The sequence below is a fragment of the Haloarchaeobius sp. FL176 genome, from assembly GCF_024609245.1.
GTDB lineage: Archaea > Halobacteriota > Halobacteria > Halobacteriales > Natrialbaceae > Haloarchaeobius.
The window spans coordinates 240860-253195 of sequence record NZ_JANJYH010000003.1; the positions used below are offsets into that span (position 1 = coordinate 240860).

Below are 12336 nucleotides of genomic sequence, written 5' to 3' on the forward strand. Positions count from 1 at the left end.
GCTCGCCCGCCCTACCGACGGGCATGCGCGTCGCGATTCTCGGCTGCGGCTACGTCGGTATCGAACTGGGACGACAGCTGACAGCGGCGGGCCACGACGTGGTCGGCGTCAGGCGCTCGGCCGACGGGCTGGCAGCCATCGACGCGGCAGGGTTCGACGCGGTCGAGGCCGACATCACCGACGACGAGAGCCTTGCGACCGTCCCCGACGCGGACGCAGTCGTGTTCGCCGCGAGTACCGGCGGACGTGGTGCCGACGCTGCGCGGCACATCTACGTCGACGGGCTGCGGACCGCCCTCGACCACTTCGCTGCCCGCGAGTCGCCCCCGGACCGCCTCGTCTACACCTCCAGCACGGGCGTCCACGGCGACCACGACGGCGACTGGGTGGACGAGTCGACGCCGCTCGACCCGACGACGGCGAAGACCGAGGTGCTGGTCGAGGCCGAGGAGCTGGCGCTCGGTGCGGCGGATTCCTACGGCATCGACGGTACCGTCGCGCGCTTCGCCGGGCTGTACGGTCCCGACCGGTACCGGCTGGAGCGCTACCTTTCCGGCCCGGTCACGGAGGGCTACCTCAACATGGTACATCGGGACGACGCGGCCGGCTCGGTCCGCTTCCTGCTGGAGGAAGAGCTCGCGCGTGGTTCGGTCGTGCAGGTCGTCGACGACGAACCCGTCTCGAAGTGGGCGTTCGCAGACTGGCTCGCAACGCAGTGTAGCGTCCCGGAGCCGCCGAAGCAGACCAAGGCGGACCGACTGGCCGACCCCGGACTCTCCGACGCGGCCAGCCGACGCATCCGGACGTCGAAGCGCTGCGCGAACGAGCGGCTCCGCGAGCTCGGCTACGAGTTCCGATATCCGACGTTTCGGGACGGCTATCGCGCTGCTGTCGAGGGGTATCGGGCAGAGTGAACGAGTGGGAACCTTCTTACTCATCGGTTGTGAGACGTGGGATATGGGGTTCGCTGTCACCCCGGCCTCGGTAACCGCCGCCAACGCCGTCGACGCAGCCACGAACGACCCGATGATGGCTGCCGGTGTGCTGCTCGCGGTGGTTCTGGGGGCCGGCGCGGGACTGGTCGGCGTCCAGCGGCTTCGTCGGTCGCCCGGCGAGCGATTCGAGCGCGCTATCCGTGGTGTCGACGAGGTGTCGATACTGCTGCACCCGAACCCGGACCCGGACGCGATGGCTGCCGGGATGGCCGCCGCAGACCTCTGTGAGCACGCGGGCGCAGACGCCTCCCTCCAGTATCCGGGCGAGATTCGCCATCAGGAGAACCGCGCGTTCCGCACCGTTCTCGACCTCGAACTCGAGCAGATCGAGACCGCTGGCGACCTCGCATCGGACACGGTCGTTCTCGTGGACCACAACACGGCACGTGGGTTCCAGGGTGCCCAGAGCGTCGAACCGTACGCCGTCGTCGACCACCATCCCGGCAACGGCGCCGGCACCGACCACACCGACATCCGGACCGACTACGGCGCGTGTGCGACCGTCTTCGCGGAGTACTTCGAGGATCTCGACGCTAGCCACGGCAACGGCGACGAGGGCCTCGCGCTCGAGTCGAAGACCGCCACCGGACTCGTCTACGGCATCCTCTCCGACACGAACGACCTGACGAAGGGCTGCTCGGCCGCCGAGTTCGACGCCAGCGGGTACCTCTACCCGGCCGTCAACGAGGACCTGCTCGACCGCATCGCCAACCCGCAGGTCCCCGACGAGGTGCTCAAGACGAAGGCGAAGGCCATCGTCGAGAAGGACGTCGACGGCCCCTTCGCCGTCTGCGACCTCGGGCCCATCCCGAACGTCGACGCCATTCCGCAGGCCGCCGACGAGCTGATGCATCTGGAAGGTGTCAGCGCCGTCGTCGTCTTCGGCGAGCAGGACGGCACCGTCCACATGTCCGGTCGGTCGCGCGACGACCGCATCCACATGGGCGAGGCGCTGCGCTCGGTCGTCGCGGACATCCCGATGGCGGACGCCGGGGGCCACGCCCGAATGGGCGGCGGTCAGCTCTCGAAGGAGCACATGGAGGGCCTCGGCCCCTCCGACGGCGTCTCCCGCGACGACTTCAAGCGCCGGCTGTTCGACGCGATGGCCGGGTCGAGAGGGTAGCTGGCTGATCCTCCCCAGAGCGACGGGTACCGAAGGCCACCGACGTCCGAGATCGAACGCGCTCCTTTTCACCGCCACACGACAACACCCACGCATGGTCACCAGCAATGCGTCGTGGGCCTACCGCGACGAGTTCCACGACGCCTTCGCGCGGACGTTCTACCGGCGGTTCGGTGATGGTCTGGTCTCGAGCATCGGCGTCGGCACGTACCTCGGCGACCCGACCGACGAGGTGGACGAGCGGTACCACGACGCCATCGTGGAGGCGCTGGCAACGGGCGTGAACGTCGTCGACACGGCGATCAACTACCGGTGTCAGCGCTCGGAGCGGGTTGTCGGGCGGGCGCTCGCCGACTCGGACGTGGACCGCGACGCCGTCCTCGTCTCGACGAAGGGCGGATTCGTCCCGTTCGACGGCTCGCGGCCGGCGGACCCGGGCGCGTACATCCAGTCTGAGTACGTCGACACGGGCATCGTCGACCCGGACGAGCTGGTCCGGGGGAGCCACTGCATGGCGCCGGCGTTCCTCGACGACCAGCTGGACCGGTCGCTGGCGAACCTCGACCTCGATACGATCGACCTCTACTACGTCCACAACCCGGAGACACAGCTCGCGGAGCACGACCGCGAGACGGTGTACGACCGATTGGAGGCGGCGTTCGAGCGGCTGGAGGAGCGAGCGGCGGCGGGCGACATCGACCACTACGGAGTGGCGTCGTGGGAGTGCTTCCGGGTGCCGGCGGACCACGACTCCTATCTCTCGCTGGCGGCGGTCATCGCTCGGGCACGGTCGGCGGCGAAGGCAGCGGGGAACGCGGCGACGCATTTCCGGGCGATACAGCTCCCGTTCAACGTCCACATGGCAGACGCGTTCACCGTGGAGTCACAGCCCGCCGCGGACGGCCCAGTGAGCACGCTCCGGCTGGCACACGAGGCCGACCTCGACGTGTTCACGAGTGCGTCCATCCTGCAGGGGGACCTCGCAGACGGACTCCCCGAGGACGTGAATGCACGCGTCGCTGGCGAGACTGCGGTACAGCGCGCGATAAACTTCGCTCGGTCGGCGCCAGGCGTGACCTCCTCGCTGGTGGGCGCGAGCCGAACCGAGCACGTCGCCGAGAACGTGGACGCGGGACGGTTCGAGCCGCTGGGTGCGGACGCGTTCGACGGGACGTTCGAGTGACTACCCGATCTCCTTCCACTCGCCGCCGCAGTCGGGACAGACCCGCACCGTGCCCACTTCGTCCGGGTCGTTTTTCGTCTTGAGCGTCTTCTTGCACTCGGTGCAGTTGAGCCGCTCGTACGTGTCCTTCTCCAGTGTCCCGTCCCTGAGGGCCTTCCTGACCGATTTCATGTCCCGACGATACGAGGGGGGGCGGCAAAAAGGCCGGGGTGTCCTCACGGGCACATCGCTGGCAAGAAGGGGGACGCGGCGGGGATACCGGTCGGTCGACACCGGTGGCACGGCTGCGTGAACGAGCGGCAATTCTGTTTCGGTTCGAAAAGTTTGAACGGACCCCGAGAGTAGCACGGTTCGTGACGGAACAGCCACGGAACGAGTCCGAGCACCGACGAGGCGGCCGACTCGGCGTGTTCGGCTCGCTCTGCACGATGGTGTTCCTCGTGAACTTCGCACGGGTCGTCTTCGCGCCGTTGCTCGACACCTTCCGTCTGCAGTTCGGTATCGGCACCGAGGGGGCGGTCGGGCTCATCGCGACGCTGGCGTGGATCGGCAGCGCGCTCCCACGCATCCCGACGGGCTACGTGCTGACCCGCGTCCCCCGGCACCGCGTCGTCGGCTGGACCGGAATCGTGTTGACCGGGTCGGCCGCGTTCACCGCCGCGGCGACCTCGCTGACGATGTTGTACGTCGGCGCGCTCTGTATGGGACTCGCCAGCGGCGCGTACTTCATCGCGGCGAACCCGCTGGTGAGCGAGCTGTTCCCCCGACGGGTCGGCCGCGCAATCGGCGTCCACGGCATGTCGAGCCAGCTCGCGGCGGTCGCCGCGCCATCGTTCGTCGGGCTGGTGCTCGCCCGGAACCAGTGGTGGGTGCCGATGCTCGGGCAGACGGAGGCCTGGCGTGTCGTCTTCGTCGCCATCGCCGCTGTGACAGCGGTCACCACAGCTGCCTTCTACGTCGTCGCGCGGCGGACGACGATGCCGGTGGCGGGCTCGGAGGACCGCGACCTGCTCTCGGCGCTCCGGCGGCAGTGGAAGATCATCCTCACCGGGCTCGCCATCCTCGGCGCGACGGGGTTCGTCTGGAACGGCGTGTTCAACTTCTACGTGCGGTACATGACCGTCACCAAGGACCTGTCGGCGGCGCAGGGACGCACGCTGCTGACGCTCGTCTTCCTCGCGGGCGTGCCGGCGTTCCTGCTCACCGGCGACCTCGCGGACCGGGTGTCCCACGTCCCGCTGCTACTCGCGCTGCTTGGCGGGTTCATCCTCTCGCTGCTCGGACTCACGGTCGTCGGGGGCTTCCTCCCGCTCGTCGGGGTGACGCTCGTGCTCGGCTACATCGTCCACAGCACGTTCCCCGCGATGGACACGTTCATGCTGGACTCGCTCCCCGACGAGAACCGGGCGTCGGCGTACGCGCTCTACTCCGGGTCGATGATGCTCGTGCAGGCGACCGGCAGCGTCGCCGTCGGCCTGCTCGTCGACGCGGGCATCGGGTACGACGCCGCGTTCCAGGGGTTCGCGGCGGTGCTCGTGCTCGTGCTGGCCGGGCTCGTCGGCCTCTACCTGCTCGACCGGCTCCCGTCCGGGGCCGAGACGTGAGCCGGTCGCCGGTAACTCGTTCCCCAGTCGGGGCCGTTTTAGGACTGTGGTCCTGACTCTCGGCCGATGGAGTACGTCCAGGAACGGGTCGCCACGCTGCACGACCTCACCGACCCGACGCCGGACGCGCCGACCGACCGCGCGGCCGTCGTCGTCCCGATGACCGAACGGGAGTACGCCGGGCTGGCCGCCGAGCGCGTGCTGACGGCGCTCGCCGAGGTGGACCCCGCCGCGGTCGTCGTGCCGTTGCGCGCGCCCCCGGAGCGTGTCCCGGACTTCCACGAGTGGCTCGGCTCGTTCGACCTCGACGTGGAGCTGCTCTGGTGTTCGGCCGACCGCGTGACCGAGCTGCTGGCGAACCACGGGCTCGACAACGGCTTCGGCAAGGGCCGGGACGTGTGGCTCGCGCTCGGCGTCGCTGCCGAGCGGGCCGAGTACGTCGTCGTCCACGACGCGGACGCGAAGACCTACTCCGAACGGCACGTGCCGCGGCTGCTCGGGCCGGTCGCCGGCGAGTTCGAGTTCTCGAAGGGCTACTACGCCCGCGTCGAGAACAACCAGCTCTACGGCCGGCTGTTCCGGCTGTTCTTCACGCCGCTGGTGCGTGCGCTCGACGACGCCCACGCCCACCCGTTCCTCGACTACCTCGACGCCTTCCGCTACGCGCTCGCCGGCGAGTTCGCGATGACCGCCGACCTCGCCCGCAAGGTGCGCGCCCAGCGCGCCTTCGGGCTTGAGGTCGGGATGCTCTCGGACGCGTACGAGCACGCCGGCTTCGGCGGCACGGCGCAGGTCGACCTCGGGAAACACGAGCACGACCACCGCTCGGTGTCGGGGCCGACGGGGCTCTCGGACATGGCCGACCAGGTCGGGCAGGCGCTGTTCAACGCGCTCGACGACCACGGACTGGAACCCGACTTCGAGACGCTGCCCGGCCGCTACCGGGAGACCGCCGACGCGCTGGTCCGACAGTACGCCGCCGACGCGCGGTTCAACGGTCTCGACTACGACGTGGCCGGCGAGCGCGAGCAGGTCGCGGCCTACGCGGACTCCGTCAAGGCTCCGCGTACCGACACGCGGCTCCCCGCCTGGGACGACGTGGCGTTCACGCCGGGAGACGTGGCCGCGACCGCACGCGACGCCAGCGACGAGCTGGTCGAATGAGTCTTTACCCCGTCGCCCGTGCCACCCGACATGCGCCTGAGTGAGGACGAGCTCGCCGGCGTCGTTGACACCTTCGGCGGCCTGACCCGCGAGGAGCTGCGGCGGGCGGTCGAGGAGGTCGCGTTCCGTGCCGGCGAAGACGTCGACGCCGGGACCGTCCAGGAGTGGGTCGACGACGCGACCGAAGCGTACCACATCGTCGCCTACGACGACGGCGAGCGCACCCTGTACGTCGCAGGGCCGCGGGCGTTCCCCGAGGAACCTCCCCACGGCGAGGACCTCCCGCATATCATGGACGTCGAGCCCCGGCAGGTCGACCGCGCGGCACTCGGCGAGCAGGTCCGCGGGCGGCTGGCCGAGGAAGCGACCGCCGCACTCGCCGGGGGGAACGAGGAACGCGCCCACGAGCTGCTCGACGTGACCTACGACCTGGAGGCGTGGGCACCCGTCGACTGTACGGACGTCCGGAGCCGGCTGGACGCGCGACTGTAGCCCTGGCGGGCGGTCGGGTCGCGGAGTAGCTGGCACACTTTTGAGCGTCGGCATCGTCGTTCCGATATGGACCTTCAGGTCGAACGGTTGTTCACCTGGCGGACGGGTGGACTGTTCGTCGTTGCACTGCTCGCCGGCGTCGTCACCGCAACCGTCACCGACGGCATCGTTCCGTCGGCGGCGGTCCTCGTGGCGACGCTCGTCGTGCTGCTCGTGGCCGACTACTTCCAGTGGTAGCGCGGCGGTGAGACCGCGGTGGCGGGCCGACGCGGAGAGTGAACGCTTTAGGGCCACAGGCCGTAGCCGTCGACGATGGACCTGCGCCGTGTCGCCGAGTTCACGCCACGTTCCCTCGACGACGAGCCGCGGGACGCCGGCGTACTCATTCCGGTCGTCGAGCGCGACGACCGGCTGTTCCTCATCTTCACCAAGCGCTCCGAGGACCTCGGCAAGCACGCCGGACAGATGAGCTTCCCCGGCGGGGGCTACGAGCCCGGCGACGCCGACATCGAGGAGACCGCACTGCGCGAGGCCTACGAGGAGATCGGCCTGCTCCCCGAAGAGGTCGAACTCGTCGGTCGCCTCGACGACATCCGCACGATTACGGAGTACGCCGTCACGCCGTTCGTCGGCTACGTCCCGGACCGCGAGTACCACCCCGACGAGCGCGAGGTCGCCGAGGTCGCCATGCTCGCCGTCGACGCGCTGCTCGACTCCGAGAACTACCGCTACGAGCGCCGCGACCACCCGTACTACGGGGACATCGTCATCCACTACTTCACCGTCGACGGCTACACCGTCTGGGGCGCGACCGGCCGCATCCTCGTCCAGCTGCTCGAGCTGACGACGGACTGGCGCGCCCCCGAGCGCGTGAACCGTCGGGTGTGAGAAGCGGGTCCGTTCTTGCCGCTGTGACCCGTACCGACAGTCATGGCGACTCCCTGTGTGTACTGTGACAGCCGCGTCGAGCGCCACGACCCGGTCTACGTCCGGGACGCCGGTGACGACGAGGAACGGGCGTTCTGCAACTACACCTGCCTCGCAGCCCATATCGACGAGGCGGCTCTGACGACGGGGGCCTGCTGCGAGTGGCCCCCCGGCTGACCTGCGGACGGGGCCCTGTCGAACCCTCGTCCAACCGACACGGCCGGCGCTGCAAGCTCCGTCAGACGAGGGTATACGTCAGCCAGCCCCGGGCCAGGGCTCGAGCTCAGACCGACCGACGTTCCCGCTCGATGTGGTCGACGTAGGTGTCAACCACGTGTTGGATGATCGTTTCGCCAGCTTCGGCGGTCGCCTCGGTCGGGTCACCGAGCACGCCGTTTTCGGTGATCGTTTTGAATCCCTCACTCAGAAGGCGAGCAGTGGAGATGTCCCCTTCAGGACCGGACTCGATGTCCTCCAGTCTGACGAGCTCCTCGTCAACCGCCAACACCACCGCCGTCTCGGCCGCGCCGGCGTGGATCACATCTTGCTCGTAGTCGATACCCGCATCGTTCAGGCCTTCGTTCAGCAACTGCATGTGCTCGTCGAGGTCGGCGAGAGGAATCACCGTGGCGTCGATTTGTCGGGCGACGTCGGGTGCCACAGTTCTGACCGGGCCGAAGTTCCCGCCGTGAGTCGGGACGAGGACGACGTGTTCGAAACCGTGTTCGTCGAGCGACCGGCAGTACCCCCGGATTACGTCCATCAGCGTCTCCGGTGGGATGCTGATCGTCCCCGGGAACGCCATGTGATGTCCCGAACAGCCGGGTCGGATCGTCGGCGCGGCGACTGCGTCTCCCAGCTGCGCCGCTATCCGCCGCGAGAGCTCGTCACCGTCCAGTGTGTCCATGTTCAACGGCAGGTGGGGACCGTGCTGTTCGATCGAACCGACGGAGACGATCGCGGTCCGTGTCCCGTCTTCGAGCGCCGCTTCGACCTCTGGCCATACCATCTCCTCAAGACGTACTGACCCGCGAGAAGGCATACGGATAGTGTCGCTCCCCCGTAGTCTAAAATTCTTTCACACTGAGCCGACCCACCGCACTGTTTCGCGGCCTCCGACACGTTTATGCCGTGTCGAAACCTGGGAGTGAGTACATGGTCCACAAGACGATGGGTCGCGTTCCATTCGACCGATAGCCTACTTCTCCTGAGCGGTATCGACGTCGTTCGAGGTGATCGCCGATGTTGACCAGCGGCGCGACCGTCGCCCGCACGGGGCTCGACGGTATCGCACTCAAGCCCGCCGAGGTCGACATCGCCGACGCCGTCCACCTCGACGCCGACCTGCTCGTCGTCGACTACGAGGGTCGAGAACATCTGCCCGACGCGAGCGTCCTTCGCGAGCTCGCCGACACGTCGACGGTCCGGGTGACGACGCCCGTCCGCGCCGACGGGTTCGACCCGCTCGGCGACGACTCGCTGGCGCGCGAGCTGCCCGACGGCATCGGGCGCGTGCTGGTCGCCGGGCACGGCGCGTACCTGACCGAGCGCGAGACGGGCCGCGCCATCGCACCCCGACTCGGGGCCGCTCGGAAGGTCGCGGACGACGCCTGGGTCGGCACCGAAGGCGTCGAACGCGTCGCCCTCGCGGCCGGCGGCACGCAGTTCGACCTGCTCTCACGGTCGACCGACCGCGACCTGAAGTCGTTGCGCGCGGCCGGCTACGACGGCGAGATAGCCGTCTACGCGCCCACGGTGCTCGCCAGCGACGACGACGCCATCCTCGACGGGGTCGGCGGCTACATCAGCCGGCGTGGCAGCGTCGCCCGCGCACTCCCCGACGACTGCGCGACCGACGCCTCGGCGACCGGCCGTGCCCGCGAGGTCCTGCTGAAGGCGAGCCGCGACTTCGCGCTCGTCGGCGACGCCGCGACGGTCCGCGAGCGGGTCGACGAGCTCCACGAGCTCGGCGCCGACCACGTCGTCGGCTACCCCGCCCGTGGGCTGGACGAGTTCTTTAACTGAACGCCGGGCGCACTCCCGGCTATGCGCCTCGCAAACCAGACGACGGCGAGCCTCGGTGACGGACCAGCGGTCGCCGTCCTCCCCGTCGGCAGCGTCGAACAGCACGGGCCAGCACTGCCACTCGGCACGGACTTCATGGCCGCCGAGGCGGTGGCCGACACCGTCGCGGACCGTGACGATACGCTCGTTCTCCCGACCCTGCCGGTCGGCGTGAGCGAGCACCATCGCCAGTTCGACGGGACGCTCTGGACCGCTCCGGAGACGTTCGAGGACTACGTGGCCGACACGCTCGCGAGCGTCGCCAGCCACGGCGTCCGGAAGGCCGTCGTCGTCAACGGCCACGGCGGGAACACGGACGCGATCACCCGTGCGGCGCGCCGACTCCGCCAGGAGGAGCTGGCCTTCGCCGCGCCGTGGGCCTGGTGGTCGAACCTCGACGGCCTCGACGAGGAGCTGTTCGGCGAGGCCGGCATCGGTCACGCGGACGAGCTGGAGACGAGCATGGTCGCCCACGTCGCCCCCGACCTCGTCCGCGAGGGGCGGCTGGCGGAGGCCGAGGCGGGCGCTGCCGACTCGTGGGGGAAGTCCGTCCACGGCGCGAGCGTCGGCTTCGACACCGCCGACTTCTCGGACTCCGGTGCCGTGGGCCAGCCGACCCGCGGCTCGGCCGAGGCGGGCGCTCGGCTGTTCGAGCAGGCGACGGCCGAACTGGACGCGCTGGTGGACTGGCTGGTCGACCAGCCCTTCGAGGCGCTGCTGCCGGAGGCCCACCGATGAGCGACGGGATTCCGGCTGACCGTGACCTGCACACCGACGGTGGGCCCGACACCGTCGCCGTCGTCGGCGGCGGCGCGGTCGGTGCGACGGCCGCCTACGACCTCGCTCGCCACGACGTCGATGTGACGCTGTTCGAGGCCGGACACGTCGCGGGCGGGAGCAGCGGCCGCGCGGCGGGTATCTGCTACGACGCCTTCGCCGAGGACGTGGACGCCCGGGTCGCGGCGCGCGCGGTCGAGCGGTTCCGCGCGTTCGACGGGCACGGCGACTTCGACTTCGAGGAGACGCCGTACGTCTGGCTGGCCCGCACGGGCGACGACCGCCGCGCCGACGCCATCCGCGAGCAGGTGCCCAGGATGCGCGCCAACGACCGTGACGTGGCACTGCTCGACGCCGATGACCTCGCGACGGAGTTCCCGACCCTGCGGACCGACGACGTGGCGGTCGCCGCCGTGGCGCGGGACGCCGGCGTGGTCGACCCCGCGACCTACCCGCCGCTGCTCGCGTCGCTGGCCGCCGACGAGGGCGCGACGGTCCGGGAGGCGACGCCGGTCCGGGTGGCGCTCGACGGCGACGGGCAACACGGGCCAGCCGTCCTCCACGACGACGGCGAGCGGCAGGCGTTCGGCGCCGTCCTCGTCGCCGCCGGCGCGCACACGAAGCGGCTGCTCGCTGACGCCGGGATTCCCATCGCGATGAAGCCCTACCGCGTGCAGGCACTGACCGCCAGCTTCGACCGGAACGTGCCCGTCTGCTACGACGCGACCGCCGGGGTCTATCTCCGCCCCCATCCCGACGGCCTGCTCGTCGGTGACGGCACCGAGGAGCGCGAGGCCGACCCCGACGACTGGCGGCGGGCGGCCGACGACTGGTTCGTCGACGGCGCGGTCACGGCAGTCGCAGAGCGCACCGGCCGGGAACCCTCGGTCGAGCGCGCCTGGGCCGGGCTCTGCACGGCGACGCCCGACCGCGACCCGCTCGCGGGCGAACTCGACGACGGGCTCTACGTCGCGACCGGGTTCCAAGGGCACGGCTTCATGCGCGCGCCGGCGCTGGGCGAGGCGGTCGCTGCGGAGATGCTGGGTGGCGATGGCATCGAGCCGTTCGCGCCCACACGGTTCGACGGCGACGAGTCGTTCGCGGTCGTCGAGGGGATGGTCGTCGACGGGTAGGCGTCACCGCTCGGCGAGCACCGAGAACGGACTTCGGCCGAAGGGTGCTTCGCGCGTCTCCATCCGGAGCTCCAGAAACAGAGACCTGTCCTCGAACTCGACGGTCGCCGCGTCCGGATACCCCAACCGCGCCCCGACCTCCGAGACCCGTCGTTCGAACTGTCGTCGTTCCGCCAGCGCGGGCGACCCCGGGACCATCGCCTTCACCGTCGTCGTCGGGCCGTCGATGTTGTAGCTGAACCCTTCGATACCGTCACCGGAGAGCCGCATCCTCGTGGACGCGCCGACGCCGACGCGGTCGAAGAACTGACCGAACGCGGGTGTGTCCCCCACGAACGAACGGTCCGAGTCGCGCAGGTACGCCTCCAGTTCGCTCCGAGTGCTGTTCGCCATGACGACGAGTTCACCCTGGTCGATCGCGTAGCGGTACTCGCGCTGACTGCCGTACAGTTCGCGCCCGGCAACTGTTCCTTCTCTGGTCAACTGTTCTGCGAGGTTCCGCCGGACGTCGTCGACGCCGAACGACCCCTCGACCACGGTCACCGTGGGATAGGGGTCGTTCCCGCCCCCAGCAGCCAGCTCCAGGTAGTAGTCGAGATCGCCGAAGTCGGCCCACGGGACGGAGAAGAAGTGCTGGCTGCGCTGGTCCTCGGTGAAGTACATCCGGTTCCGCGACATGGTCGTCGGCTCGAAGTACTGCAGCTGGTACTCCTGCCAGTCCTCCCCGTACGTCTCTGGGTCGTACGCCCACGTACTCCACCGCTCTTCCGGCGCTTCGCTGGTCACCCGTTCACTACAGCCGGCGAGTGCCGCCGCGAGACCACCGGTAGTCGCCGCCCCCGCGAGCCGCAACACATCCCGTCTCCCTGCCATG

Annotated in this window: 15 protein-coding genes; 12 read left to right on the top strand and 3 right to left on the bottom strand. The window is 69.7% G+C overall.

Annotation, left to right across the window (positions count from 1 at the left end; genetic code table 11):
* Nucleotides 1–23 precede the first annotated feature (23 nt).
* The 3 genes from NO978_RS07360 to NO978_RS07370 all read left to right on the top strand — a co-directional run bounded on the left by NO978_RS07360 (nucleotide 24) and on the right by NO978_RS07370 (nucleotide 3301).
* Nucleotides 24–914, top strand: coding sequence for an SDR family oxidoreductase (locus tag NO978_RS07360; protein ID WP_257298903.1), 891 nt, complete (start codon nucleotides 24–26; stop codon nucleotides 912–914).
* 43 nt (nucleotides 915–957) lie between these two features.
* Nucleotides 958–2118 carry a bifunctional oligoribonuclease/PAP phosphatase NrnA gene (locus NO978_RS07365; protein WP_257298904.1) on the top strand — a complete coding sequence of 387 codons (1161 nt, stop codon included), beginning with the start codon at nucleotides 958–960 and terminating at the stop codon, nucleotides 2116–2118.
* Nucleotides 2119–2212: 94 nt separating this feature from the next.
* Complete coding sequence (locus NO978_RS07370) at nucleotides 2213–3301, top strand: aldo/keto reductase (RefSeq protein ID WP_257298905.1); 1089 nt, start codon at nucleotides 2213–2215, stop codon at nucleotides 3299–3301.
* Here the strand turns inward: NO978_RS07370 and NO978_RS07375 are convergent, their stop codons facing one another.
* Complete coding sequence (locus tag NO978_RS07375) at nucleotides 3302–3472, bottom strand: HVO_0758 family zinc finger protein (protein ID WP_257298906.1); 171 nt, start codon at nucleotides 3470–3472, stop codon at nucleotides 3302–3304.
* 182 nt (nucleotides 3473–3654) lie between these two features.
* Between NO978_RS07375 and NO978_RS07380 the strand changes: the two genes are divergently transcribed.
* The 6 genes from NO978_RS07380 (at nucleotide 3655) to NO978_RS07405 (ending at nucleotide 7665) form a co-directional block, all read left to right on the top strand.
* The gene (locus NO978_RS07380) at nucleotides 3655–4905 is read left to right on the top strand and encodes an MFS transporter (protein WP_369684117.1); all 1251 of its coding nucleotides are present in this window, start codon (nucleotides 3655–3657) and stop codon (nucleotides 4903–4905) included.
* 66 nt (nucleotides 4906–4971) lie between these two features.
* Nucleotides 4972–6069, top strand: coding sequence for a glycosyl transferase family 2 (locus NO978_RS07385; protein WP_257298907.1), 1098 nt, complete (start codon nucleotides 4972–4974; stop codon nucleotides 6067–6069).
* A 30-nt stretch (nucleotides 6070–6099) separates the two neighbouring features.
* Nucleotides 6100–6561: a hypothetical protein gene (locus tag NO978_RS07390; RefSeq protein ID WP_257298908.1), complete on the top strand. Its 462-nt coding sequence runs from the start codon at nucleotides 6100–6102 to the stop codon at nucleotides 6559–6561.
* A gap of 66 nt (nucleotides 6562–6627) precedes the next feature.
* Nucleotides 6628–6798, top strand: coding sequence for a hypothetical protein (locus NO978_RS07395; RefSeq protein WP_257298909.1), 171 nt, complete (start codon nucleotides 6628–6630; stop codon nucleotides 6796–6798).
* 75 nt (nucleotides 6799–6873) lie between these two features.
* A complete protein-coding gene (locus NO978_RS07400) occupies nucleotides 6874–7449 on the top strand; it encodes a CoA pyrophosphatase (protein ID WP_257298910.1) in 576 nt (191 codons plus the stop codon).
* A 42-nt stretch (nucleotides 7450–7491) separates the two neighbouring features.
* Nucleotides 7492–7665: a hypothetical protein gene (locus NO978_RS07405; protein WP_257298911.1), complete on the top strand. Its 174-nt coding sequence runs from the start codon at nucleotides 7492–7494 to the stop codon at nucleotides 7663–7665.
* Nucleotides 7666–7771: 106 nt separating this feature from the next.
* On the opposite strand, the gene NO978_RS07410 is transcribed toward NO978_RS07405, so the two are convergent.
* On the bottom strand, nucleotides 7772–8530 hold the full coding sequence (locus tag NO978_RS07410; protein ID WP_369684118.1) for a creatininase family protein: 759 nt from the start codon (nucleotides 8528–8530) through the stop codon (nucleotides 7772–7774).
* A 200-nt stretch (nucleotides 8531–8730) separates the two neighbouring features.
* Between NO978_RS07410 and NO978_RS07415 the strand changes: the two genes are divergently transcribed.
* From NO978_RS07415 to NO978_RS07425, 3 genes are read left to right on the top strand one after another with little or no spacing between them, the layout of a single operon-like run.
* On the top strand, nucleotides 8731–9513 hold the full coding sequence (locus tag NO978_RS07415) for a luciferase (RefSeq protein WP_257298913.1): 783 nt from the start codon (nucleotides 8731–8733) through the stop codon (nucleotides 9511–9513).
* Between the two features lie 21 nt (nucleotides 9514–9534).
* A complete protein-coding gene (locus NO978_RS07420) occupies nucleotides 9535–10290 on the top strand; it encodes a creatininase family protein (protein WP_257298914.1) in 756 nt (251 codons plus the stop codon).
* On the top strand, nucleotides 10287–11462 hold the full coding sequence (locus tag NO978_RS07425; protein WP_257298915.1) for an FAD-binding oxidoreductase: 1176 nt from the start codon (nucleotides 10287–10289) through the stop codon (nucleotides 11460–11462). Before NO978_RS07420 ends, NO978_RS07425 begins: the two co-directional genes overlap by 4 nt.
* Nucleotides 11463–11465: 3 nt before the next feature.
* On the opposite strand, the gene NO978_RS07430 is transcribed toward NO978_RS07425, so the two are convergent.
* On the bottom strand, nucleotides 11466–12335 hold the full coding sequence (locus tag NO978_RS07430) for a hypothetical protein (RefSeq protein WP_257298916.1): 870 nt from the start codon (nucleotides 12333–12335) through the stop codon (nucleotides 11466–11468).
* Nucleotide 12336: the final 1 nt, after the last annotated feature.

Coding starts and splice junctions, on each gene's coding strand:
- NO978_RS07360 (WP_257298903.1), top strand. CDS start 24: ATGCGCGTCGCGATTCTCGGCTGCGGCTACGTCGGTATCGAACTGGGA.
- NO978_RS07365 (WP_257298904.1), top strand. CDS start 958: ATGGGGTTCGCTGTCACCCCGGCCTCGGTAACCGCCGCCAACGCCGTC.
- NO978_RS07370 (WP_257298905.1), top strand. CDS start 2,213: ATGGTCACCAGCAATGCGTCGTGGGCCTACCGCGACGAGTTCCACGAC.
- NO978_RS07375 (WP_257298906.1), bottom strand. CDS start 3,472: ATGAAATCGGTCAGGAAGGCCCTCAGGGACGGGACACTGGAGAAGGAC.
- NO978_RS07385 (WP_257298907.1), top strand. CDS start 4,972: ATGGAGTACGTCCAGGAACGGGTCGCCACGCTGCACGACCTCACCGAC.
- NO978_RS07390 (WP_257298908.1), top strand. CDS start 6,100: ATGCGCCTGAGTGAGGACGAGCTCGCCGGCGTCGTTGACACCTTCGGC.
- NO978_RS07395 (WP_257298909.1), top strand. CDS start 6,628: ATGGACCTTCAGGTCGAACGGTTGTTCACCTGGCGGACGGGTGGACTG.
- NO978_RS07400 (WP_257298910.1), top strand. CDS start 6,874: ATGGACCTGCGCCGTGTCGCCGAGTTCACGCCACGTTCCCTCGACGAC.
- NO978_RS07405 (WP_257298911.1), top strand. CDS start 7,492: ATGGCGACTCCCTGTGTGTACTGTGACAGCCGCGTCGAGCGCCACGAC.
- NO978_RS07410 (WP_369684118.1), bottom strand. CDS start 8,530: ATGCCTTCTCGCGGGTCAGTACGTCTTGAGGAGATGGTATGGCCAGAG.
- NO978_RS07415 (WP_257298913.1), top strand. CDS start 8,731: ATGTTGACCAGCGGCGCGACCGTCGCCCGCACGGGGCTCGACGGTATC.
- NO978_RS07420 (WP_257298914.1), top strand. CDS start 9,535: ATGCGCCTCGCAAACCAGACGACGGCGAGCCTCGGTGACGGACCAGCG.
- NO978_RS07425 (WP_257298915.1), top strand. CDS start 10,287: ATGAGCGACGGGATTCCGGCTGACCGTGACCTGCACACCGACGGTGGG.
- NO978_RS07430 (WP_257298916.1), bottom strand. CDS start 12,335: ATGGCAGGGAGACGGGATGTGTTGCGGCTCGCGGGGGCGGCGACTACC.